This window comes from Epibacterium sp. HA2-3, assembly GCF_055693725.2.
This window is the reverse complement of record NZ_CM172490.1, coordinates 2,764,418-2,787,837: the sequence shown is the minus strand read 5'-3', so window position 1 is coordinate 2,787,837 and position 23,420 is coordinate 2,764,418. Positions and strand designations below refer to the sequence as shown.

At 61.0% G+C, this 23,420-nt stretch carries 21 protein-coding genes; 9 read left to right on the top strand and 12 right to left on the bottom strand.

The features are described from left to right. Positions 1–25: 25 nt before the first annotated feature. Both ACZ1HH_RS13095 and ACZ1HH_RS13090 read left to right on the top strand, forming a co-directional pair. Positions 26–607 carry a DUF1285 domain-containing protein gene (locus tag ACZ1HH_RS13095; protein ID WP_472636843.1) on the top strand — a complete coding sequence of 194 codons (582 nt, stop codon included), beginning with the start codon at positions 26–28 and terminating at the stop codon, positions 605–607. A gap of 218 nt (positions 608–825) precedes the next feature. Next, positions 826–1,593 carry a hydroxypyruvate isomerase family protein gene (locus ACZ1HH_RS13090; RefSeq protein ID WP_416369252.1) on the top strand — a complete coding sequence of 256 codons (768 nt, stop codon included), beginning with the start codon at positions 826–828 and terminating at the stop codon, positions 1,591–1,593. Between the two features lie 185 nt (positions 1,594–1,778). Here the strand turns inward: ACZ1HH_RS13090 and polA are convergent, their stop codons facing one another. Beyond that, a complete protein-coding gene (gene polA, locus ACZ1HH_RS13085) occupies positions 1,779–4,586 on the bottom strand; it encodes a DNA polymerase I (protein ID WP_472636842.1) in 2,808 nt (935 codons plus the stop codon). Positions 4,587–4,838: 252 nt separating this feature from the next. Here polA and ACZ1HH_RS13080 point away from each other — a divergent pair, with 252 nt between their 5' ends. Then, positions 4,839–5,150, top strand: coding sequence for a hypothetical protein (locus ACZ1HH_RS13080; protein WP_472636841.1), 312 nt, complete (start codon positions 4,839–4,841; stop codon positions 5,148–5,150). 65 nt (positions 5,151–5,215) lie between these two features. Here the strand turns inward: ACZ1HH_RS13080 and ACZ1HH_RS13075 are convergent, their stop codons facing one another. Continuing rightward, positions 5,216–5,701, bottom strand: a complete 486-nt coding sequence (locus tag ACZ1HH_RS13075; RefSeq protein ID WP_472636840.1) for a flavodoxin family protein — start codon at positions 5,699–5,701, stop codon at positions 5,216–5,218. A 53-nt stretch (positions 5,702–5,754) separates the two neighbouring features. Further along, positions 5,755–5,937, bottom strand: a complete 183-nt coding sequence (locus ACZ1HH_RS13070) for a zinc-finger domain-containing protein (protein ID WP_011540075.1) — start codon at positions 5,935–5,937, stop codon at positions 5,755–5,757. Between the two features lie 70 nt (positions 5,938–6,007). On the opposite strand from ACZ1HH_RS13070, the gene ACZ1HH_RS13065 reads away from it, so the two are divergent. Both ACZ1HH_RS13065 and ACZ1HH_RS13060 read left to right on the top strand, forming a co-directional pair. Continuing rightward, entirely contained in the window at positions 6,008–6,937 is a 930-nt protein-coding gene (locus tag ACZ1HH_RS13065; protein ID WP_472636839.1) for an ABC transporter ATP-binding protein, read from the top strand. Next, a complete protein-coding gene (locus ACZ1HH_RS13060; RefSeq protein WP_011540073.1) occupies positions 6,937–7,410 on the top strand; it encodes a GNAT family N-acetyltransferase in 474 nt (157 codons plus the stop codon). The genes ACZ1HH_RS13065 and ACZ1HH_RS13060 overlap by 1 nt, the downstream gene beginning before the upstream one ends. Positions 7,411–7,413: 3 nt before the next feature. Here the strand turns inward: ACZ1HH_RS13060 and ACZ1HH_RS13055 are convergent, their stop codons facing one another. Further along, on the bottom strand, positions 7,414–7,875 hold the full coding sequence (locus tag ACZ1HH_RS13055) for a DUF1203 domain-containing protein (protein ID WP_472636838.1): 462 nt from the start codon (positions 7,873–7,875) through the stop codon (positions 7,414–7,416). Positions 7,876–8,100: 225 nt separating this feature from the next. On the opposite strand from ACZ1HH_RS13055, the gene gpmI reads away from it, so the two are divergent. Genes gpmI through ACZ1HH_RS13040 form a run of 3 tightly spaced genes read left to right on the top strand, consistent with a single transcriptional unit; the run spans position 8,101 to position 12,108 of the window. Continuing rightward, positions 8,101–9,621: a 2,3-bisphosphoglycerate-independent phosphoglycerate mutase gene (gene gpmI, locus ACZ1HH_RS13050; protein ID WP_472636837.1), complete on the top strand. Its 1,521-nt coding sequence runs from the start codon at positions 8,101–8,103 to the stop codon at positions 9,619–9,621. Next, positions 9,618–10,763 carry a murein hydrolase activator EnvC family protein gene (locus tag ACZ1HH_RS13045; protein ID WP_487320303.1) on the top strand — a complete coding sequence of 382 codons (1,146 nt, stop codon included), beginning with the start codon at positions 9,618–9,620 and terminating at the stop codon, positions 10,761–10,763. Before gpmI ends, ACZ1HH_RS13045 begins: the two co-directional genes overlap by 4 nt. 7 nt (positions 10,764–10,770) lie before the next feature. Then, complete coding sequence (locus tag ACZ1HH_RS13040; protein WP_011540069.1) at positions 10,771–12,108, top strand: S41 family peptidase; 1,338 nt, start codon at positions 10,771–10,773, stop codon at positions 12,106–12,108. 84 nt (positions 12,109–12,192) lie between these two features. Here ACZ1HH_RS13040 and ACZ1HH_RS13035 read toward each other — a convergent pair whose 3' ends face one another. From ACZ1HH_RS13035 to ACZ1HH_RS13005, 7 genes are all read right to left on the bottom strand, one after another. After that, positions 12,193–12,582 (bottom strand): RidA family protein, encoded by a 390-nt coding sequence (locus tag ACZ1HH_RS13035; protein ID WP_011540068.1) that lies wholly within the window; start codon positions 12,580–12,582, stop codon positions 12,193–12,195. Between the two features lie 26 nt (positions 12,583–12,608). Further along, positions 12,609–13,535, bottom strand: a complete 927-nt coding sequence (locus ACZ1HH_RS13030) for a sugar kinase (protein WP_472636836.1) — start codon at positions 13,533–13,535, stop codon at positions 12,609–12,611. Further along, a complete protein-coding gene (locus tag ACZ1HH_RS13025) occupies positions 13,532–14,587 on the bottom strand; it encodes a D-TA family PLP-dependent enzyme (protein ID WP_168610409.1) in 1,056 nt (351 codons plus the stop codon). The genes ACZ1HH_RS13030 and ACZ1HH_RS13025 overlap by 4 nt, the downstream gene beginning before the upstream one ends. Further along, positions 14,587–16,053 (bottom strand): M81 family metallopeptidase, encoded by a 1,467-nt coding sequence (locus ACZ1HH_RS13020; RefSeq protein WP_168610410.1) that lies wholly within the window; start codon positions 16,051–16,053, stop codon positions 14,587–14,589. Before ACZ1HH_RS13020 ends, ACZ1HH_RS13025 begins: the two co-directional genes overlap by 1 nt. Positions 16,054–16,116: 63 nt before the next feature. Continuing rightward, positions 16,117–17,160 carry a TRAP transporter substrate-binding protein gene (locus ACZ1HH_RS13015; protein WP_011540064.1) on the bottom strand — a complete coding sequence of 348 codons (1,044 nt, stop codon included), beginning with the start codon at positions 17,158–17,160 and terminating at the stop codon, positions 16,117–16,119. 49 nt (positions 17,161–17,209) lie between these two features. Continuing rightward, positions 17,210–18,496: a TRAP transporter large permease gene (locus tag ACZ1HH_RS13010; protein ID WP_011540063.1), complete on the bottom strand. Its 1,287-nt coding sequence runs from the start codon at positions 18,494–18,496 to the stop codon at positions 17,210–17,212. Further along, positions 18,493–19,014 carry a TRAP transporter small permease gene (locus ACZ1HH_RS13005; protein WP_011540062.1) on the bottom strand — a complete coding sequence of 174 codons (522 nt, stop codon included), beginning with the start codon at positions 19,012–19,014 and terminating at the stop codon, positions 18,493–18,495. Before ACZ1HH_RS13005 ends, ACZ1HH_RS13010 begins: the two co-directional genes overlap by 4 nt. 175 nt (positions 19,015–19,189) lie before the next feature. Between ACZ1HH_RS13005 and ACZ1HH_RS13000 the strand changes: the two genes are divergently transcribed. After that, positions 19,190–20,092 (top strand): MurR/RpiR family transcriptional regulator, encoded by a 903-nt coding sequence (locus ACZ1HH_RS13000; protein WP_472636835.1) that lies wholly within the window; start codon positions 19,190–19,192, stop codon positions 20,090–20,092. Between the two features lie 5 nt (positions 20,093–20,097). Here ACZ1HH_RS13000 and ACZ1HH_RS12995 read toward each other — a convergent pair whose 3' ends face one another. Further along, entirely contained in the window at positions 20,098–23,388 is a 3,291-nt protein-coding gene (locus ACZ1HH_RS12995; RefSeq protein ID WP_472636834.1) for a response regulator, read from the bottom strand. Positions 23,389–23,420: the final 32 nt, after the last annotated feature.

The window sequence follows — 23,420 nt, the reverse complement described above, 5'->3', positions numbered from 1 at the left end:
GCGCGGGAATGGAATGGCAAAACGAATGAGCGGACAAAAAGTTGTGAAACCGGATGCGGATGCTCTTGAAGTCAGCGCAAAGGCGGCCGGCGCCGGCGGTTTGCCTCCGGTGCACCTGTGGAATCCGCCTTATTGCGGCGATCTCGACATCCGCATTCATCGCGACGGCCGTTGGAGCTATCTTGGCTCTGAAATTCGCCGCTTTGAACTGGTGAAGCTGTTTTCCTCGATTCTGAAACGTGAGGCAGACAAGTTCTATCTGGTTACACCGGTAGAGAAAGTCGGCATCGCCGTTGAGGACGCGCCTTTTGTGGCGGTGGATTTTGAAGCGGCTGGTGTGGGAAAAGAACAGATTTTGACCTTCACCACGCAGGTTGGGGATGAAACCCTTGCCGGACCAGAGAATGCCATTCGCGTTGAGACGGATCCTGAGACGGGCGAGCCTGCGCCCTATGTGCATGTGCGCGCCGGACTGGAGGCGCTGGTGGACCGCAAGAGCTTCTATCGCCTGATGGAATTGGGCGAGACGCATGATGGCTGGTTCGGTGTCTGGTCGCAGGGCGCTTTCTTTCGCATCATCAAGGCCGATGCGCTTGATTTGACCTGAGGGCAGGTGCTGGGCGCATTGAGCATGCTCTGGGCGAGGATCCGCGCACTCCATTAAAATTGCGCAAAAGCCAGCGTTTTCTTCTTTGCGTGCCGGGTGCATATCGACGCACTACGAAGGTACGTGCAGTTCAAGTTTAAAACAAAACCCGCACACGCGCGCCCGGGGACTGTGCTATAGTGGCGTGGCGAGGGCTGCACATCTAGCAGGAGGTGAGAATGCCTAAGTTCGCGGCCAATCTATCCATGCTCTTTGCGGAGCTTCCTTACCTTGACCGATTCTCGGCTGCCGCGGCTGCTGGGTTCGAGGCGGTGGAAGTTCTCTTTCCTTATGAGTTTGCCGCCAAAGAAACGCAGCGTGCGCTTCTTGCCAATGGGCTGGAGCTTTTGTTGATCAATGCCCCGCCGCCCAATTACACCGGTGGCGATCCGGGCTATGCCGCCGTTCCCGAACAGGCGGAGCGCTTTCAGCGCGATATTCGTCGGGTACTGCGCTATGCCGACATGTTGAAAGCGGGGCGTATCCACATCATGGCGGGGCCAGCCAAAGGGGAGGCCGCGCGGCGGACCTTTGTGCAGAACCTGCAGGCAGCGGCGGAGTCTGCGCCCAAGCAGCAATTCACGATCGAACCGCTGAATAGCGGGGATTTCCCGGGCTATTTCCTCGACGACTACAACCTTGCGATCGACATTCTCGATGAGGTCGGGCGCGACAATGTCACCCTGCAGTTCGATGCCTATCACGCCCAACTTATCCACGGAGATGCGCTCAAGGTCTGGGAGACTTTTGGAAGCCGCGCGAGCCATGTGCAATTTGCAGCAGCTCCGTCACGCTGCGAGCCGGGGCGCGGACCGGTGGATTTTGATGCGTTGTTTCAGGCGATCGATGACAGCGGCTATAGTGGTTGGGTCAGCGCGGAATACACCCCGAGCACCCCAAGAACCGAAGACAGCCTGCGCTGGATGAAGGCCCTGCAGACCGCCTGACGTTGTCTCTTCAACTTCGGGGGCGCATGCCGGCTCTGAGGAGTGGCGCGGGGGCAGACACCCGCCCCCATGTGATCCCCAGAGACAATCATCCAGAGATGAGTTTCTAGCGTCGATCCCGCCGCCGCTGTCGTGGCGTCGGAACAACTGATGAGGGGGCAAAACCGTGTTTTGTTTCCTGCCGCTTAATGCGCCTCGGCCCAGTTTTGGCCGCGTCCCGCGTCGACCACCAGTTTTACATCCATATGCACTGCCGGATCAGCCGCGCCTTCCATGATCTCGCGGGCGACGGAAATCGTCTCTTCGACGTGATCCTCGGGCACTTCGAACAGCAATTCATCGTGGACCTGCAGTAGCATACGCGCGGGCAGGTGGGCGATGGCCTCAGGCATCCGCACCATGGCGCGCCGGATGACATCTGCGGCGGTGCCCTGAATGGGCGCGTTGATAGCCGCGCGTTTTGCAAAGCTCGCACGCGGTCCCTTGGCGGCGATCTCCGGCGTGTGGATCTTGCGGCCAAAGAGCGTTTGCACATAGCCGTGCTCCTTGGCGAAGTTCACCGTGTCGTCCATATACTGACGAATGCCGGGGAAACGCTCGAAATAGCGGTCGATAAATCCCTGCGCCTCGCCGCGCGGAATACGCAGGTTGCGCGCAAGCCCAAAGCCCGAAATCCCATAGATCACGCCAAAGTTGATCGCCTTGGCCTTGCGGCGAATGTCCGGAGTCATCTCCTCAAGCGGCACATCAAAGACCTCGGAGGCGGTCATCGCGTGGATGTCGTGGCCGTCGGCAAAGGCCTGTTTTAGGGCATCAATCCCGGCCACATGAGCAAGGATGCGCAGCTCGATCTGGCTGTAGTCGAGCGACAGAAGCACATTGCCCTCGTCTGCGACAAAGGCCTCGCGGATGCGGCGTCCCTCTTCGCTGCGCACGGGGATGTTTTGCAGGTTGGGATCGCTCGAGGCCAGACGCCCAGTGTTGGCGCCTGTCTGCAAATAAGACGTATGTACCCGCCCGGTTTCGGGATGGATGTGCTCCTGAAGCGCGTCTGTGTACGTGGATTTCAGCTTGGAGAGTTGCCGCCAGTCCAACACGCGCGCGGGCAAGGTATGCTCCGTGGCCAGATCCTCAAGAATGTCCGCCCCGGTGGCATAGGCACCGGTCTTGCCCTTCTTGCCCCCCGGCAGAGACATCTTGTCAAAAAGGATCTCGCCCAGCTGCTTGGGGGAGCCGACATTGAAGGTCTCGCCCGCGAGCTCGTGGATCTCTGCCTCGAGCGCGGCCATTTTTTGTGAGAACGCGTTCGACATACGGCTGAGCGTGTCGCGGTCCACCTTGATGCCATGTTGTTCCATCTGCGCCAGCACCGGCACCAGCGGGCGTTCCAAGGTCTCGTAGACGGTGGTCACCTGTTTCTGGTGCAACTGCGGTTTGAACTGTTGCCAGAGCCGCAGGGTGATGTCGGCGTCCTCGGCCGCATAGGGCGTGGCGTCCTCTATCGACACGCGGTCAAATGTGATCGCGGATTTTCCGCTCCCCAAGAGCGATTTGATCGGGATCGGCTGATGGTCGAGATAGCGCTCCGACAGCGTATCCATCCCATGTCCGTGCATGCCGCCATGAAGCGCATAGGACAACAACATGGTGTCGTCGATCGGGGTCACGTCGATGCCGTTACGGGCAAAGATCTTGGCATCGTATTTCATGTTCTGGCCGATCTTGAGGATGGCGTCATCCTCCAGCACCGGTTTCAGCATCTCCAGCGCCCGCGCCAGTGGCATCTGCCCCTCGGCCAGATCGTCAGAGCCAAAGAGATCGTCGGAGTTCCCCGTCTTATGTGTGAACGGCACATAGCAGGCCTGCCCCGGAACCACACATAGGCTGATGCCGACGAGATCCGCGATCATCTCGTTAAGGCCGGTGGTCTCGGTATCGACCGCGACATAGCCATGCTCACGAATGAGATCGATCCACTGCTGCAGGGTCTCGGCGTCGCGCACGGTGGTATATTCGGCACTGTCAAAGCCCGGCGCTTCGGGCAGCTCCAGCGCGGCGGCTGCGGCAGAGGGCGCTTCGGGGATGGTCGGGGCCTCGCGGCCCAGCTGGTCGGCCATTCGTTTGGAGAGCGTGCGGAATTCCATCTCGGCGAGAAAGCCCAAGAGCGTGTCTGCATCCGGATCTCGCACCTCCAGATCGTCAAGAGTGAAGTCCAGCTCCATGTCGCAATCCAGCTGCACCAGCCGTTTTGACATCTCGATCTGGTCGCGCTTCTCGATCAGGGTTTGACGGCGCTTGGGCTGCTTGATCTCTTCGGCGCGATCCAGCAGATCCTCCAACGAGCCGAACTCGTTGATCAGCAGCGCGGCGGTCTTGATGCCGATGCCGGGCGCGCCGGGCACGTTGTCAACAGAGTCGCCCGCAAGCGCCTGCACGTCCACAACCCGGTCGGGGCCGACGCCGAATTTCTCGCGCACGCCATCGCTGTCGATGCGTTTGTTCTTCATCGCGTCGAGCATCTCGACCCCGTCCCCGACCAGCTGCATCAGGTCCTTATCTGACGAGATGATCGTCACGCGGCCCCCGGCCTCGCGTGCCTGACAGGCCAATGTGGCGATAATGTCATCGGCCTCAAAGCCTTCGATCTCCTTGCAGGCGATGTTGAAGGCGCGGGTGGCCTCGCGCGTTAGCGGGAACTGCGGCACCAGATCCTCCGGCGCGGGGGGGCGATTGGCCTTGTACTGATCGTACATATCGTTGCGAAACGATTTGCCGGAGTGGTCAAAGATCACCGCAACATGGGTCGGCGCATCGGGGCCCTTGTTGTCCTCGACCTGTTTGAACAGCATGTTGCAGAACCCCGAGACCGCGCCGATGGGCAGCCCGTCGGATTTGCGCGTCAGCGGCGGCAGCGCGTGGTAGGCGCGAAAGATGAAGGCGGAGCCATCGATCAGGTGGAGGTGACAGCCTTTGCCAAAATTGCTAGTGCTCATGGTGTTTGACCCCAACTGATTGTTTCCCAGATGTTCTTATCCGCCTTATCTCCGATCCGTCGCGTCACTGCAATCACTCTGCTAGGCCTGAGCGGTCTCTTGATTACTTCCTGCCAACGCGAAGCCTCAAGTTCTGAGGCGGCAGCTTTCTTGTCTGGTTGCACCTCGAACCCGGGTCGGAGTGACCACTGTACACCGCTTTTGGCCTGTTTCGAAAATGGGCAAAGCATCCGTGGGGCGACGTTTGGATGGTTGTCGGGCAATATCGAGGGAAAGACCCAAGATGGCGTAGCGTGCCGCGGAAAATGGGAGATTTTAAGTACAGCAGATGCCAGTGGTTCTGCTCAATTTATCTGCGAGGACGGCAGCTATGGAAACGCAAGTTTTTCCTATGATCGCGCGAAGCCCGGCACGATTTGGGGGAGAGGTGAATTAAATGCGTCCGAGGCGTTTCAGGTCTGGGGCGGTTGGGACCTCATTCAGCGGCTGCAATCGGCAGGGGGCCATTTTGATCAGCTATGTGATGCTTTGAATGGCCTGAAAGAGCGCCGATCCGCACTGTGATGTTGCACGCATGTGTCGCGGTGGCCCGCAGGTAGGATATTGGCCCATCTGGCAGTTCGACAAATTTAGAACATTCCCATCACAATGCCTGCTGCCATGGCCTGACCTAAGTCGCGGCACATCTGCAATTCTGCCTCGGGGATGACCTTGTCGCCCAGAATCGCCTCCGGAGTCTGTGCGTGGGTGCAGATAATCAGCGGTTCCTGCACCGGCTTCAGCCGCCAGCCCTGAGCGATCCGTGCCAGTTGCCGCGCGGCGCTCTCGCCATCCGATCCAGCGCAGATCATCTGCGCATACGCGCGGCCCTCTAGCTGACCCAGAACGGGATAGTAACAGCGGTCAAAGAACTCCTTCATCGCACCAGACAGCGCCGCGAGGTTTTCTGGCGCGCAGAACAGATAGCCGCTTGCCGCCCGCAAATCCTCCGGCCCGGCCTCCTCGGCGTGGACCAGACGCGCGGACCCCTCGCTCGAAGCGCCCGCATAAGCGGCCTCGGCCATCTGCCGGCTGCCGCCGGTGCGGGAATGATATATGATCAACAGCTCTGCCATGTCCGGCAGACTAACGAACCCGGGTGCGGATCAAAACCGCAGGCAGGCCCGGTTCAGGCGACTTTGCCTTCAAAATCCCGGTGGATGTATTTGCAATCGCAGTAGGGACATTCCACAAAGCCCTCGTCCTCGGGGATCTGAAGATAGACCCGCGGATGCCCCAGCGCGCCTTCGCCTCCGTCGCAGGCGACACGGTAGCTGTCTACGATCTTGGTTTCCGGCGCTTCAATGGTCATCGCTGGCGATCCTCTGGCTAATGCGTTAGGGGCTTTATGAGCCATGGAAATACCGGGGGCAAGAGCCGCGATGACTGACGAGGCAATCCGTATTGAAGCTTTGCGCAAAACCTACAAGGGCCGCAAAGGCCAGCCCGAGAAGCACGCACTGAAGGGGATCGACCTCACCGTGCCGCGTGGATCGGTCTTTGGGCTGCTGGGGCCAAATGGCGCGGGCAAATCGACGCTGATCAATATTCTCGCCGGTCTGGTGCTGAAAACGTCGGGCAAGGTGACGATCTGGGGCTTTGATCAGGACGCCAATCCCCGTCAAAGCCGCGTCTCGATCGGGGTGATGCCGCAAGAATTGAACCTCGACCCGTTCTTTACCCCGCGCGGGGCGCTGGAGGTGCAGGCGGGGCTCTATGGCGTGCCGAAATCCGAGCGCGACAGCGACGGTATCCTGAAACTCATCGGGCTGGAGGACAAGGCTGAAGCCTATGCGCGTACGCTCTCGGGCGGCATGCGGCGCAGGCTTCTGCTGGGCAAGGCGCTGGTGCATCGCCCCAATATTCTGGTGCTCGATGAACCTACCGCCGGTGTGGACATCGAGTTGCGCCAGATGCTGTGGGAGAACGTCCGCAAGCTCAACGCGCAGGGCATGACCATCATCCTCACCACCCATTATCTGGAGGAAGCGCAGGAGATGTGCGACGAGATCGCCATCATCAATCAGGGCGAAGTGGTGGCACGGGACTCGACCGCGAACCTCTTGGGCCGTCTGGATGCCCGCGCCATGGTGGTGCAGCCCGCCGCCCCGGTGGCGACCCTGCCCGAAGGGCCGGGGATCGAGGCCGAGCTGCGCGGTGACGGGGCTGTCGAGCTGCGCTACCACAGCAATGAAACGTCGGCCGAAGCGGTGCTCGAAGCGGTGCGGGCCGCCGGGATTTCAATCCGTGACGTCAAAACCGAAGAAGCCGACCTCGAGGATGTCTTCCTCGCGCTGACAAAGTCCCGCTGATGCTGATGCAGATCCGTCCGTTTGAACCCCGTGATGCTGTCGATTGGGCCCGCATTTTTCACACCGCTGTGCATGAGGTGGGCGCGCGCGACTACACCCCGGAACAATGCGCTGCCTGGAGCCCGGAACCTGCCCCCGTTGACCGCGTGCTGGAACGTGCGCAAGACGGGCGCCGCATTTGGGTTGCTGCCGATACACAAGATGTGGCGCAAGGGTTTATCGAGCTCGAACCCGACGGGCATATCGACTGCTTCTATCTTGCGCCTGACGTTGCCGGTGCGGGCATTGGTGCGTCGCTTTATGCGCGACTGGAGCATGAGGCGCGCAGCCTCGCGCTGGCCTCGCTCTTTGTCGAAGCCAGCGAGGCCGCGCGGCGTTTCTTTTTGCGCCAGGGATTTGCCGAGGACCACCGGCGCGATTTTGAGCGCCGAGGCGTCAGGATCCACAACTACGCGATGTCAAAGACGCTCTGAGGCTCAGCGCTCGATCCGGGCCTGATAGCAGTTGTTGCGTGCGGACCGGACGTGGATATAGCGCACATGCGGATCAGCAAAGATTTTCTCTGCCTGCGCCATCATTTGCTCCTTTGGGATAACGACCCCGGTGCCGTAGACAATCCGGTCGTCCTCAGAATAGCCTTTGATCAGGTAGTCGGGCGAGCGGGTGAAAATCTCTGGCACCATATCGCTGTCGTGTCGCGTGCAGGCCTCGGCACAGAGAAAGATCGGCCCGGTTTCCGCATAGGGCTGTGGCGCGGGAAACGGGCGATGCGCAAGGATCAGCATCTCGGCGCCTTTGGGAATGAACCGCAGGCAGTGACGACAGGGGTTGCCGCCCCCGTCTGAAAGTGTCCGCTCCGGTGTCTGGCCGTAGGCGTCCGCCTGACCGCTCTGATATGCGCGTACGGTATTGGTGGGCAGGGCGATGATGTGGGGCATAGGCGCGATCCTGTTGCTGCGTGTCAGGACATTGGCTAGCAATCCCGTGGGCTGGCCCGCGACCCGGATCTTGCGGCTTCGGCTCCTGCTTCGACGGCGTGACATGCGCAAAAACACACCGGCAGGGCGCACAATGCTGCGGATTGCGCACTCCCCGGTTTCCCAATCGTGCGACAGGTTGTAGAACCCGACACGAAACCCGCACCCGCCAACCGGAGACGCGCCATGACCGCACCCAAACCCGTTGTACTTTGCATCCTTGATGGCTGGGGCAGCGCCGAACCGGGGCCTGCGAATGCGCCCTATCTTGCAAAGACACCGACGCTGGATGCGATCATGCAGAGCTGCCCGACCGCGCGGCTTGTGACGCATGGTCCAGATGTCGGCCTGCCAAGCGGGCAAATGGGGAACTCCGAAGTCGGCCACACCAATATCGGCGCGGGTCGCGTGGTCGCGATGGATCTGGGTCAGATCGACCTCGCGATCGAAGATGGGTCTTTCTACGATAACGACGCGCTTCAGGCGTTCATCGCCAAGCTGAAAGAGACAGGTGATGCTGCGCATCTGATGGGGCTGGTCTCGGATGGTGGCGTGCATGGCCATGTGACGCATATCCTGGCTGCGATCAAAGCGATCCGCGATGCGGGCGTCCCGGTCTGGCTGCACGCGATCACCGATGGGCGTGACGTGGCCCCGAAATCTGCGCTCACCTATCTCGATCAACTGGAGGCCGGGATGGCGCCGGGCGCGCAGATTGCCACCGTCACCGGACGTTATTTCGCCATGGACCGCGATAATCGCTGGGAGCGGGTCTCTGAGGCCTTTGACGCGATGGTAAAGGGCGCCGGTCAGTTTACCGCCGCCACCGCGAGGGACGCCGTCGAAAATGCCTATGGCCGCGATGAGCTTGATGAGTTTGTCAAGGCAACGGTGATCGAGGGGTTTGATGGCATCAACGAAGGAGACGGTTTCTTCTGCCTGAACTTCCGTGCGGATCGCGCGCGGGAAATTCTACGCGCTATTGGTGAGCCAGGGTTTGCCGAGTTCGACACCGGTCCGCGTCCTGCACTGGCGGCGCTCTTGGGAATGGTGGAGTATTCTGAGGGTCATAATGCCTATATGACCACTGCCTACCCCAAGCGCGCCATCGTCAACACGCTCGGCGAATGGGTGGCCAAACAGGGCAAGCGCCAGTTCCGTCTCGCCGAGACCGAAAAGTACCCGCATGTGACCTTCTTCCTCAATGGTGGCAAGGAAACCCCCGAGGTAGGCGAAGACCGGTTTATGCCCAAATCGCCCAAGGTGGCGACTTATGATCTGCAACCCGAGATGTCTGCGCCAGAAGTCACCGCGAAATTCGTCGAAGCCATCCGGGCTGGCTATGACCTCATCGTGACCAACTACGCCAATCCCGACATGGTCGGCCATACCGGTGATCTCGATGCAGCCATCAAGGCCTGCGAGGCGGTGGATCAGGGGCTTGGCGAGGTTGTCGCGGCCCTGAAAGATGCAGGCGGGGCGATGATCGTGACCGCCGACCACGGCAACTGCGAGCTGATGGTTGATCCCGAAACCGGAGGGGCACATACGGCCCATACCACCAACTTCGTACCCGTGGCGCTTGTGGGTGGCCCGGATGGCGCTCGGCTCAAGGATGGGCGGCTTGCGGATCTCGCGCCGACGCTTTTGGCGCTGATGGGGCTGGATCAACCCGAAGAGATGACCGGAGAGAGCCTGCTCGTATGACGTCGTTGCGTGCGATGATGCTGGCACTGGGGCTTTGCGCGGCTCTGCCCGTCCCTGCTGTCGCTCAGGATCCGGGCGATGCAGCCCTCGAGGCGGCGGTGGCGCTCGAAGAAGCGTCCGAACGCCTTGATGCCGCCAAGAGCGCGAATGATCGGGTGAAGGCGCTCACGGAAACCGTTCGTGCTTACGAGGCCGGGCTTCAGGCCATGCGCGAGGGGCTGCGGCGGGTGGCGCGGCGCGAAACCCAGCTCACCACGCAATTGAAGGCCCGAGAGGATGAGGTGGCCGATCTTCTTGGCGTGATCACCACGATCGAGACGTCGACTCCACCGGTGCTGATGCTGCACCCATCCGGTCCATTGGGGGCGGCCCGTTCTGCCATGATGCTGGCAGAGGTGACACCGGGCCTGCAAGCGCGTGCCGATGCGCTGCGAAATGACCTCCAGGAGGTGCGCGATCTGCGGCTTTTGCAGCAAAGCGCGGCCCTGCAACTGGAGAAGGGGCTGCAAGGGGTGCAGGCGGCGCGGGCGGCGCTTTCGACCGCTATTGCTGATCGGCAGGATTTGCCCAAACGCTTTACCGAGGATCCGGTGCAGACTGCTATCCTGATTTCCTCGACCGAGACTCTCACCGGATTTGCCGATGGGCTGACGCTCATTGCCGAAGCCAGTGGAGTCGAACCGAATGGCGCTGATATTTCCGACTTGAGGGGCGATCTGCCTCTTCCGGTCGAGGGGTTGCTGTTGCGCGGATATGGAGAGCAGGACGCCGCCGGGGTCGCCCGCGCGGGCATCCTTGTGGCAACGCGTCCACGCGCTCTTGTTAGCACGCCCACGGCGGCGACGATCCGCTACCTTGGCCCGCTTCTGGATCTCGGCAATGTGGTGATTCTGGAGCCGCAGCCGGACACGCTCTTTATCCTGTCGGGGCTTGCCGAAGTCTTTGGCGAGGCAGGGCAGGTGATCCCGGAAGGCACGCCCGTCGGGCTGATGGGCGGCGAGGTGGCAGCGAGCAGCGCGATTTTGTCACTTAGCGGTGAAGGGGGTGGAACTGGTCGCTCGGAAACGCTCTATATAGAAGTCAGAATGGAAAACAGTCCCGTGGACCCTGAAACGTGGTTCCGGACAGGGCAAGGTGGATAGGCAAGAGATGAAGAAATTTGCGATGGCGGCTCTGGGCGGGACGCTTGCAGGCTTTGTGGCAACAACCTACGTGGCAGCGCCGTTGCTGGCACAGGAGAGCAATAACACAACCGTCTATGAGCAACTCGATCTGTTTGGTGACATCTTCGAGCGCATTCGGGCGCAATACGTCGAAGAGGTCGACGAGAAAGAGCTGATCGAGGCGGCGATTGGCGGCATGCTGCAGTCCCTGGATCCGCACTCTAGCTATCTGTCCCCTGATGATGCGAGCAAGATGCGGGTGCAGACCCGTGGGGAGTTCGGTGGCCTTGGCATCGAAGTCACGCAGGAAGACGGCTTTGTCAAAGTGGTGTCGCCGATGGATGGCACACCCGCAGACGAAGCCGGAGTCGAGGCGGGCGATTTTATCACCCATGTGGATGGCGAGAGCCTGTTGGGGCTTGGACTTGATGAAGCGGTCGAACTGATGCGCGGCCCGGTGGGGTCTGAAATCATCATCACCATCGTGCGCGAAGGCGAAGACGAGCCTTTTGATGTTTCCATTATTCGCGACACCATCAAGCTGACGGCTGTACGCGGTCGGACCGAAGGGGACTCGGTGGTGCTGCGAGTCACGACGTTCAATGAACAGACCACGCCCAACCTCGAGGCCAAGCTCGAAGAGCAAGTCGAGGCGCTGGGCGGCATGGACAACGTGAACGGCATCGTGCTTGACTTGCGCAACAACCCGGGCGGGTTGCTGACCCAGGCGATCAGCGTAGCCGACAGCTTCCTTGAAAGCGGTGAAATCGTCTCTACCCGTGGTCGCAATCCCGAGGATGGCGAGCGGTTCAATGCAACGCCGGGGGACCTGGTTGGTGGCAAGCCGATTGTGGTGCTGATCAACGGTGGCTCCGCCTCCGCGTCCGAGATTGTCGCTGGCGCGCTGCAAGACCACCGCCGCGCGATCGTTGTGGGCACCAAATCCTTTGGCAAAGGGTCGGTTCAGACCGTGATGCCCCTCCGCAGCGACGGAGCCATGCGCCTCACCACCGCGCGGTATTACACGCCCTCTGGCCGCTCCATTCAGGCACTGGGTGTCAGCCCGGACATCGTTGTGGCGCAGCCGCGTCGCCGCCCCGAGGCTGAGGAAGATGAACCCGCCAGCAGCGCCTTTGGTCCCCGTTCAGAGGCGGACCTGCGTGGTCGTCTGAACAATGACAGCCTCTCCGAGGATGAAGTGCGCCAGATCGAAGCGGATCGCGAGAAGGCTGAAAAAGCCGCAGAACTGCGTGAACAGGATTATCAGCTGGCCTACGCCATCGATATTCTGAAAGGCCTCTCGGCTCTGGGTCCTAAAGACTAAGTCAAACGCGCCTTCCAGACAGAATTCGGGCCGCCCCACCGGGCGGCCCGTTTTTTGTGCATCGTTGCGTGACGTGGCGCGGGATCAGCCCAGCGGCTTATAGGCGGTGACGTCGATTTCGATCTTTGCATCCACCATCAGCTGCGAGCGCACAGTGGAGCGCGATGGCGCGCCGTTGGGGAAATAGCTCGCGTAGACGCGGTTGAAGGTCCAGAAATCGCGGGGATCATCGAGCCACACGTTCACCTTTGCCACGTCATCCAGCGTGCAACCCGCCTGGGCCAGCACGGCAATCACGTTTTCCATGGTGCGCTTGGTCTGCGCCTCAATGCCGCCGGGCTCGATCTCACCGCGCTCATTCATCGCGACCTGACCAGAGATAAAGACGAAGTCACCCGCGCGGGTGGCAGGGGAAAACGGCAGGTTCTGTCCACCTGCGCCGGTGCGCTCTGCGCCGATACGTTCGATAGTCATGAGGAGTCTCCTGATAGTTGGGGAGTTTAGGCCCGCTGCGCGATTTCAAGCGCTTTGCGGGTTTGGGAAAGGTTTGGGATCGGCGTCACAGCGCCATATCCAGTGGTCGACAGAGCCGCCGCCATATTGGCGTGCTCTGCCGCTGAAAAAGGATCGTTCGTGGCCAAGAGGGTCGCGAGGAACGCTCCGTTGAAACAATCGCCTGCGCCGGTGGCGTCCTTGGCGTCGACCCGGTGCCCGGAAAGAACGCGCTGCGTGCCTTCGACTGAGATCAGAACACCTTCGGCGCCAAGCGTCAGTGCGACAATGCGTGGTCCCAGCTCGTGATAAAAGCTGGCGATGTCCTTGGCATCATGCAGGCCGGTCAACTGGCGCGCATCCTCAAGCCCTGGCAAGGCCACGTCGCAGATCTGCATGCATCGATGCGTGGTCTCACGCGCGACCTCAAGCGGCCAGAGCGCCACGCGCAGATTGGGGTCAAAGGCAAAAATACCGCCACCAGCGCGTGCCCGTTGGGCGGCTTCGATGACCGCATCCTGCATGCTCGATGACACTGCAAGGCTGATGCCAGAGGCGTAGAAAATGGGGCAGGTCTGCAGGGCGTTCATCGGCAGATCTTGAGGTGTCAGACGCGATGCGGCAGAGCCCTTGCGGCGGTAGGTGAAATGATGGCCGCTGGCATCATGGGTCACGAAATAGACCCCTGTTTCCTCTCCCTGAGCACGCGCTGCATGATCAGTCACGAGGCCTTCGCTGGCCCAAAGATCGCAGAGCGCTGCGCCAAACGGATCATCGCCCACGCGGGTGATCAACCCGGTCTGTACGCCGTGACGTGCGGCGGAGATGGCGACGTTGGAGACATCGCCACCAAACCCCATGGCAAAGGGGCCTTCGGGGGTCTGGTTGAACTCTACCAGCGGCTCACCAAGACAGAGGATCTGAGGCGTATTCACCAAACTTGCCCCCGTGCCGCGACGGTTTCCTGACCTGCGACCTCTTCCGCGCGCATCAGGGTGATATGATCGAGCATATTGGCGACAACGCAGGCGTGGTTCGGCACAATCCGAACCTGATCGCCGACCCGTAGCCCGGTGGGCTGCGCCGAGGTGATCCGCCCGTGTTCCTCGCTCAGTTGATCAATCATGAAGTCAGGATGCCCCAGAACATGCCCATAGCCTTCCAGCCCAAGCAGGTCGGAGGTTAGAACCTTGGAACCAGCATCAATGACTGCGCGGGTCGCGGAAGGGGTGGAAACCACCGTGGCCAGAACGGTAAGGGCACAATCGTCCCAGGTGCAGATGCCGCGTGTCACAAGCGAGCGGTCATTGTAGACGTAGGTGCCGACCCGGTACTCCGTGGCGAGCGGCATCTCATGTGCTTGCCACATGTCGGGCGATCCGCCCGAGGAAATCACCTCCACCGTCAGATCCGTGGCCTCTATCCGGGCCTTGGCTTCGGCGAGCCATGTGGTGACCTTTGCGGCACCGCCAACCGGAGGGTAGGTCATCAGCCCTGCAAACTTGAGCCCCGGCGCCGCGTCAATCGCTTGCGCGAGCGCGAGCGCCGCCTCGGGTGTTTCCACCCCGCACCGGTCTGCTCCGGTGTTGCATTCGACCAGTACCGGCAGGGGTTTATTCGCGCCGGCAAAACCGGCGCTCAGCCCCTCAACCACAGTGAGATTGTCTGCCACCACCGAGAGCGCCACCCGTTCAGAGAGGGCGCGCAATCGGGCGACCTTTTCTGCGCCGAGGATATTATAGGTGATCAAGATGTCGCGCATGTCGCCGCCTGCGATCATCGCTTCGGCTTCGGTGATCTTCTGGCAGGTGATGCCAATAGCTCCCTGCGCGAGCTGATACTCGGCCAGCTGTGGCAGCTTATGGGTTTTGATATGAGGTCGCAGCTTGAGGCTGTGCCGGTCGCAATAACTCTGAAAGGCGCGCACATTGGCCTCTGCCACGTTCAGATCGACCAGAACGGCAGGGGTATCGATGGGCAGGGTCATCAGGCTGTCTCCTCGGCATGCGGGGTTTCGACACGCGGCCAGATCGCGCGTTTGAGGCGGGTATAATCCGTGCGCGCGGGGTCGTTCGGGTAGGGGCCGTCGACGGCCGCATAGAGGATCTCTCCGGCGACAGGCGCGAAGGCCCCGTGGAAGTGGTTGGTCGATTTAACAATCACGATGCGTTTCTGCGCAATATCAATGCCGAGATTGGTGAAGAGATCGGGCGAGAACGTCTGGCTGCGATTGGTGTTCAGGACGATGTCGAGATCACCAATCCGGATCACCGCGCAATCGCCAAGCGGCACAACCGAGGTGCCAAAGCTCTGCACCGCGTCGCGTTGAAGGCGCATCACTGTGACAGTTGCATCCACAGGTGCGCCCGCATGGGCCGATGTCTTGCCGCCAAAGCGCAGATCAAGCGTGGCGCCCTCGCCTGCGGCGAAACACAGGCGGACGGCCATTGGATCCCAGATGGTGCCAAAGGCCACCCCATCGAGGTTCTGCTTGAGAACTTCGCGCAGCAAAATTGTAGAATCCCCCGCCACCCCGCCGCCGGGATTGTCCCAGACATCGGCCACCACAACCGGGGTGTTGGAACTGGTGTCGGCTCGGCGCAGCGCCTCGGCCGCGGGCAAGAAATCAGGTTTTGTGCGTCCGCGAAAACCAAAGAGCTCCAGACCAAGTTCTCGCGCGATCCTGTCGCCTTTGCTCGCGTCGTCGTCCGAGATCACGATGACCTTGGCACCGAGATCAGGGCTGTCGCCCGCCATGAACCCATGAATGACAGATCCCGAGAGAATCTCGGCGCGCGCCTCCAGTTCCATGATCTTGTCGACAAAGCCGCGCATGGGTTGGATGCTGGTCGGCAGCACATCCATCATGCGCACATCAAAAACCGAGATCCGGGGCGTGATTTCGCCTCGCACCGCACGCAGTGTCAGCTCAACGCAGGCTTCGCCCGCCTCGACAAAATCGGTATGGGGGAATTCCTTGAACACCGTGATGACGTCTGCATTGTCCACGCGCTTGGCGCTGAGATGGCTGTGGGGGTCAAAGCTCACGCCGATCTTGGCCTCCGGTCCGGCCAGCGCGCGCGCAGCAGCGATCAACTCGCCTTCGCAATCCACGCAGCCATCCGCGATCATTGCGCCATGCAGACCAAGCACGACGGCATCCACGGGCAGGGCCGCCTTCAGCTGACCCAGCACCTCATCGCGCAGATGCTCCCACGTTGCCGCACTGACCAGACCACCGGGTTCTGCCCATGTGGCGGTGCCCTCGATCAGGGTGAAACCTTCCGCTTTTGCGCGCCGCCGCAGGGCTGGGAACACTGCGGAACACAGCGTTGGCGTCTCCGGGTGTTCTCCGGGAGGGGCATAGAAGCTTTGCGCAAAATCAGAGAAATCGGTGCGCAGCGGCGAGAACGTATTGGTTTCTGTGGCAAGAGAAGCGCAAAAGACGCGCATGAGACAAATCCTTGAAATTGAGGTTCCGGGGCGTGAGCGAACCCACGCCCCGGTCGGGGACCGTTAGTCGAGATAAGAGGCGTCGTTTGCCTTCCCGACTTCGGATTTGAAGAGCGCCAGGAGTTCACCAGCCTTGGCGTCGAGGTTCTCCGCCACATGGGTCTCAAACGCGGGCTGGGTGGCACCGGCCATCGCGGCACGCTGCTCGCTGGAGAGGGCGGTCACTTCGATCTTGTCCATCAGACCGGCCAGACCGCGATCGGATGCCTCGATGATGCGCGACAGGCCGCGGCTCGCGGTGACGCAGCTTTCGGCGGCGGTGTGCAGGGTGTTCTGCTCCGCTTCGGTCAGACCGTCATAGAACGCCTTGTTGACCATGAAGGTGTAGGGCGAGAACAGGTGGTTGGTGAGCGTCATGTGCTTTTGCACCTCTGCGAAGTTCGCAAAGGAGATGATCGGCACCGGGTTCATCTGACCGTCAATTACGCCGGTTTGCAGGCCGGAATAGACCTCACCCCAGCTGAGCGGATAGGCCTCGGCCCCAAGCGCCTGCACGATCTTCTGGTGGCTCGGCAGGGTCATGGTGCGGATGCGGATGCCGTCGAAATCCTCAAGATTTGCGATCTGGCGCTGAGAGTTGGTCACCGCAAAAAAACCGCCGGTGTCCGGGAAACCAAGTACAACGACATCGCCGAGCTCGGCTTCGATGTCCGCGGCCAGGGCCTCGCCGAATTCACCGTCGAACACGGAATAGGTCGAGGCGTTGTTGGCAAATGCAAACGGCAGGTTCAGCACGTCGATGCGCGGATAATAAGACGCAAGCGCACCGGTGGAGGTGAGTGTTGCCTGAATGACGCCATCGCGCACCTGCTGGACGTGCTCTGCCGCAGTGCCAAGCTGGTTGGAACCGAAGACTTCGACCGTGACGCTGCCGTTGGTGTCTGCGGTCACGATATTCTGGAACACGGCGGTACAGGCGTGAGCCGGGTTTTCAAACGGATCGGTCTTGTTGTCGTGGCCAAAGCGGATGGTGCCACCGGCCATGGCGGAGCTTGCGGTCAGGGCGGCGATCGCGCCAACGGCAGCTGTTTTCAGGACTGATTTCATTTGTTTTTCCTCACTGTTGGTTTTTGAAGGTGGGGTTGTTTGGCCCCGGTTAGGGGGCAAATCCGAGCGCACGCGGCAGCAACAGAGCCGCGTCCTCCCAGAATGCGAAGAGGAAGAGAATGATCACTTCCGCGATTAAGAAGGGGGCAAGCTTCACCGAAATCCGCTCGAGCTTTTCGCCTGTCACCGACGACAATACGAAGAGGCAGGCCCCAACGGGTGGCGTCATCAAGGAGATGTTGAGCGCCAGCACAAAGATGATCCCGGCGTGGATTGGCTCCAGTCCGATTTGCTCTGTGAGCGGCACAAGCACCGGGCCGAGGATGATCAGAATCGCGGTGATGTCCATCACCATGCCGATCACCAGGAGGATGCAGATGATGATCGCGATCACCGCATAGGGGTTTTCCGACAGGCCCAGCACGCTGCCCGCGATGGCCTGCGGGATGCGCTCAAAACTCATCCACCAGCCGAGGATGCTCGCAAAGGCGATGATCACGAAGATCACCCCGGTAATGCGCGCGGTGCGGATCAGCATCCCGTAGAGATCCGGGAAGGTCAGCGTGCGATAGACGAAAAAGCCGATAAAGAGGGCGTAGGCCACGGCGATGGAGGCTGCTTCGGTAGGGGTGACGATCCCGCCCAGAATACCGCCGAGAATAATGATCGGCATCAAAAGCGCGGTGATCGACGACAGGAAGGTGCGCCAAACTTCACCCAAGCTTGCGCCACGCGCTGCTTTGGGCAGGTTTTCGCGTTTGCCGCCAATGGCAATAACGCCCATGCAGACCGCACAGATCACCAGGCCCGGCAGCAATCCCGCTGCGAACAACCCACCAATCGAGACCCCCATCAAGGAGCCATAGACCACCATCAGCCCGGAGGGCGGAATGGTCGGCCCGATGATGGACCCCGCAGCCGTGACCGCGCAGGCATAATCGCGTTTGTAGCCCTGTTTCACCATCGCGGGCACTAGCGTGCGGCCAAAGGCGGCCGCATCCGCAGTCGCAGACCCGGTAAGACCCGCAAAAAAGACCGACGCCAGCATGTTGGTATGCGCAAGGCCACCGCGAAAGCGGCCCACAAGCACCTCGGCCAGCTTCACCAACCGCCCGGTGATCCCGGTGCTGTTCATGATCTCGCCCGCCAGGATAAAGAACGGCATAGCAAGGAACGGGAAAATATTGAGCCCGTTGAAGATCTTGCTTGGTCCAATGGCAAGGAACGTGCTGCCGCCCCCCATGGTGAAAATCCCGATGACACCCGCAAGACCAATGGCAAAGCCGATGGGCATGCCAACTGCGAGAAGCACGACAAAACAGATGCCGACGATCATGCGCCTGCTCCTTCCTTGGAATCGGTGTCATTGAGGTCGAGCTGGCCGCCTGCATCGCGGATCATCACCAGGACGACTTGCACGCAGGCCAACGCCGCGGCGGCCGGGATTGCCATGTAAAAGGGCTGCAAAGTCGCGCCCAGGATCATCGCCTGCCGTTTGGCGCCACTCTCTGCAAAGCCGATCCCGAACCACAGGACGTAGAAAAACAGGGCAAAGGTCATCAGGTCGATGAGGATCAGCATGCCACGACGCAAAGGGGCAGGCAGGATCATTAGCACAGCCGTCAGTCCGATATGTTCGCGCCGCGCGATCCCCGATGACACAGCGAGCATCGCAGCCCAGATCATCAGGTATCGCGCGAGGACTTCGGGCCAGGGCAGTTGCCAGTGAAAGAAGTAGCGATCCACAACGCCAATCCAGACGTCGAGCACCAGCGCCACCATCAACGCGGCGAGGATCACTTCCGTGCCGCGATTGATCTGGTGGCTGAGCCGCCCTGCAAAATCCCCGATCATGATGACTCCCTGATTTGTAATTTAGGTACATATTCAGGAGCAGGTAGGCGTTCAGTCAAGCATTATTTGTTACTAAGCTACAAATATCGACGCTGAAACGAAGAAATCGGGCTCGAATTGACCTGAAAATGTATCTTAGGTACAGAATCACGGGATGAAATTACGGGAGAGCCAGATGGCACCTGAGAACAGTCCCACGCAGGGAGCAGTCGATCTGATCTCCAACCTGCGGGAGTTGAACGGCAGTTTTGCCGCGCGCGAGCAAAAGGTCGCGGACTTCGTTTCGGCGCATCTTGAAGAGATCTCCAACATGACGATTGCCGAGCTGGCGGGCGCAGTGGGGGTCAGCACGCCGACGGTTGTGCGTTTCTGTCGGAGCATGGGCTGTGATGGCTTTCGCGAGTTCAAGCTGCGGCTGGCGCAGAATCTTGCCGTGAGCCTGCAGTACCTCGCGCCCAGTCAGCGCGAGGTTCCCGAAGGTGGTGCAGGCGCTGTCGATCAGGTGCTCGGCGCGCTCTATGCAACCGTCAATGTGATGCGTCAGCAGCTGGTGCCAGAACGGCTGGATGCGGCGGCGGCGGCCCTGGCCGCGGCGGGGCAGATTGTTGTGGCCGGGGTTGGCGGGGGCTCGACCATGGTTGCACAGGAGGCGGCCAACCGTATGTTCCGGCTTGGTATTCCAGCCGTTTCGATCTCTGACAGCTACTTGCTGCAAATGCGCGCCGCCACCCTGGTCAAAGGGGACGTCCTGCTGCTTGTCTCTGCCAGTGGCGCGGCGGATGAGATCGTCAGCGCTGCAGCGATTGCCGGCGGCTATGGTGCGACCGTAGTGGCGATCACCCGACCAGGCAGCCGATTGGCGCAAGAAGCGACAGTCGCGATCGAAGCCGATCTGCCCGAAGATCCCGACATTCTGAAGCCCACCGCGTCGCGCTATGCACATCTGGTGATCGTCGACGCGCTCGCGATGTCCGTGGCGCAGGCGCGGACCGAAGCCACGACCGAGAACCTGCGCCGCATCCGGGCCTCGCTCACCGCTTATCACGGTCGCACTGGACCTCAGCCGCTCGGGGATTGAAACGGTCACCCGCGTTGGGCGATCAGAGTACGAAATGCTTCAAGCTGGGTTTCCAGTGTCTCGAACCGCTGCGCGAGCGCCGGGTCTGCGGTCTCGCGTTCCTTGAGAGAGAGCACAAAGCTCACGGTTTTTAGAACATCGCGCCAGCGCGGATTGTCGGGCAGGGTTTCGATCAGCAGATATTTGTCGAGTGTGCGCGTCTGCAACGATGTCTTGTCGAGATTCACACGCCAGATGCCGCTGGTCTCGGCAAAGTCAATCTTTCCCTTTCCCGTGGCCGTACTCCAGATGTCCAGCGAGTCCGACATCAGCGTGACGATGGTGTCGCGATAGGTGTCGCCTGGGGTGGTGCTGGCGTCTTCGGTTACGTCGCCGGGGATCAGCGAGGGCAGCGACGTGTCGACCACATCGCGCAGGGAGTTGACGAACTGATCCCGCGAGGACTGCGCCTGCGTAAAGAGCACCGCCCGCCCGCCACCCGCTTCGGGCAGCATGGCAAAGAGGCTGACCTGATGGGAGGTGCCGCGCAGGGTGATCTCCATATGGATCGGCTCGTCCTCGACCTCCGTTTGTTCGAGCGGCGCCAGCACGTCCTGAGGCAGGACATCGCTGAGCCGGCTACGATTCACAGTCACACGCTGCTTCAGCACCTGTTGAGCGGCTTCGTTGACATAGGTGACGACCCCGCGGGCGTTGATGCAGATCAGCCCATCCTCCAAAACATCGAGCAGCTGCGTCATCCGCCGTTGCGACAGACGCAGGGCGTCCTCGATCTGGATCCGGCGCTCGATCTCTTCTTTCAGTTCTCGGTTCTCTTCGGCGCGGCTGCGCGCCCGGCTGGCTTCGAGAAGGGTGCGGATACGGCTCAGTAGTTCGTCTTTGACAAAGGGCTTCACCACATAGTCGTTTGCCCCCGCCTCAAACCCCGCCAGCATATCGCTGGTGCGGCCGCGTGCGGTCAGCAAGATGATCGGTAACTCATGCAGCCCATGACGACGGCGCAAATCGCGGGCGACGTCGAGGCCGCTCAATCCCGCCATCATGACATCGAGCACAATAAGGTCTGGCCGCTCCTGTGCCACGCTGCGCAGCGCTTCGGAGCCGTTGCGGGCGGTGGTGATGCGGTATCCCTGCGGTAGAAGGACATTCTGCAGGACCTGCAAATTGATCGGCTCGTCATCCACGGCAAGGATCAGGGGCGAACCATCCGGCGCAATCGGGCTGGGTTCGCCCGGTTTGGTATGCATCATCGGCACCGGGGCGGGCGGGTTTGGCAGCCACTCCTCAAGCGGTGCCACGGCGGGCAGGTCAGACAGCGGCAGCACCACCCGGAATTCCGATCCTTCGCCGGGGGTGCTCGAGACCTCGATGCTACCCGCCATCAGATCGGCCAGATGGCGCGCGATCGTCAGGCCCAATCCGGTGCCTGTGGCCTGCCCGGATCCATCCGGCATCAGCTGTTCCAACGGGTGAAAGATGCGTTCCATGCTGTCGGCGGCAATGCCGGGACCGTGATCGCGGATCGCCAGCGCCACATGACCAGATGGGCGCTCTTCGGCGGTGATGTAGACTTCGCTGCCACCACCGTATTTCACCGCATTTGACAGCAGGTTGAACAGGATCTGTTCAAAGCGCACCGGGTCCGCGGTTAGGGCAGGCAAGTCCCCGGGGAGATCGACGTTGAATTTGGCCGGATCCACCTGAAAGGTCGGTTGCAGGAGTTGCAGCACATTGCGCAACGCGTGCGAGGCATCCACCGGTTGCAGATCAAGCCGCATCCGACCCTCGCGGATGCGGTAGATGTCCAGAAGATCGTCCACAAGCCGCGACAGGCGGCGCGCGCTGAAGGTGATCAGGCGTAACTGGCTGGCTTGCGCGGGCAGCATATCGCCCATGGCCCCGCCTTCGAGCGTCTCGAGGATGCCGATGATGCCGTTTAGCGGCGTGCGCAACTCGTGCGAGGTATTGGCGAGGAAGCGATCCTTCATCCGGTCCGCCTCCTCGAGTTTGGCGTTCTTTTCACCTATCTGGCGCAGGTTTTCCTGCAGCTCCGCGTTCTTGTCCCGGATCATATCCAGTTGGTCACGCAGAGCGCGCCGCATCTGGTTCACTGCGCGTGAAAGGCGCGCGTATTCGACTGGGCGCTCGTATTCTGGCAGGGCCTCATTCAGACTGCCGGTGGCAACCGCGCTGGCCGCCTCCGAGAGACGCCGAACCGGGCGGGTGAGCGCATTCGCAAAGACAAATGACAAAAGCCCAAGCCCCGTGACGGCAACCGCGCCGATCAAGAATAATGCGTTTCGCAGCTGGCTGCTGTTGGCGAATGCCGCATCCCGATCCGCCTCGGCGACGACGGTCCATGCAGGGAAGGGGGACTCCAACACACGCCAGGCCGAGAGCGACGGATCACCGGAGAGGCCAGCCTCAAGCAGTGCGACACCCTCGCTAGCACGCATCGCTTCAGGAAGGCTTTCGGTGGCATTGTCTGGAGGTGGCGCACTGGTGGCGATGATAGTGCCCTGCGACGACAGCACGGTGAGGGCGGTTTCGCTTTCGATCATCAGACGGTGCAGGCTGTTCGGAGGCATCCGCAGGATCATCGCGCCCTTATTGCTGCCATGGAGCCGCACGGGCACCGCGAGGTAAGCCACAAGCTGACCGGTCACCGCGTCCCGCGCATAATCCTGAAACACCGGATCAAACCCAGGCTGGTTTACCGCGCGTGTATAGGCCTGTCCCAGTCCCGGCGTCTGCGGCTGCAGCACGCGCCCGAGGTAGCGATCCTTGTGAACCGAATAGACCACCTGCCCGTGGCGATCGGCGAGATAGAGATTGTCGAACTCGGCCTCATTCAGAAAGTCGAGGAATCCCGCATGAAACCGGCGGTGAGTGTTGGAATACTCCAAAGCTTCGCGCAGCAGCCGGTCTTCGCTGCCAATCCCCGAAGGCGGCGCTGCAGGGCCATCAATATCAAAGATATTGCGCAGCTTGGCTCCGGCTTCCTCGGGCGTGCCCTGCATCTGCCGAAGCGCATGGCTGAAGCCGTAAAACTCTCCGACCGAGTAGCGCACATTGGCCGATTGGGCGAGGTTCTCCGCCTGCCTGCGCGCGTAGGTCATATACTGCATGATCTCGCTGGCCTTGGCATCGCGCACAAAGGCTACCTTCTGAAAGGTCTCGGTGGCGATGGTCTGATTGACCAGCCGATAAAACACCATCCCGCCCAGCGTCAGCGGCAAAACGGACGCGAGGAGGAAGGTGAACAAAAGGCGAGCGCGAATTCCCTGTAGCGGCACGGTGGCTCCGGTTCTTTTGATAGCAATCTGCG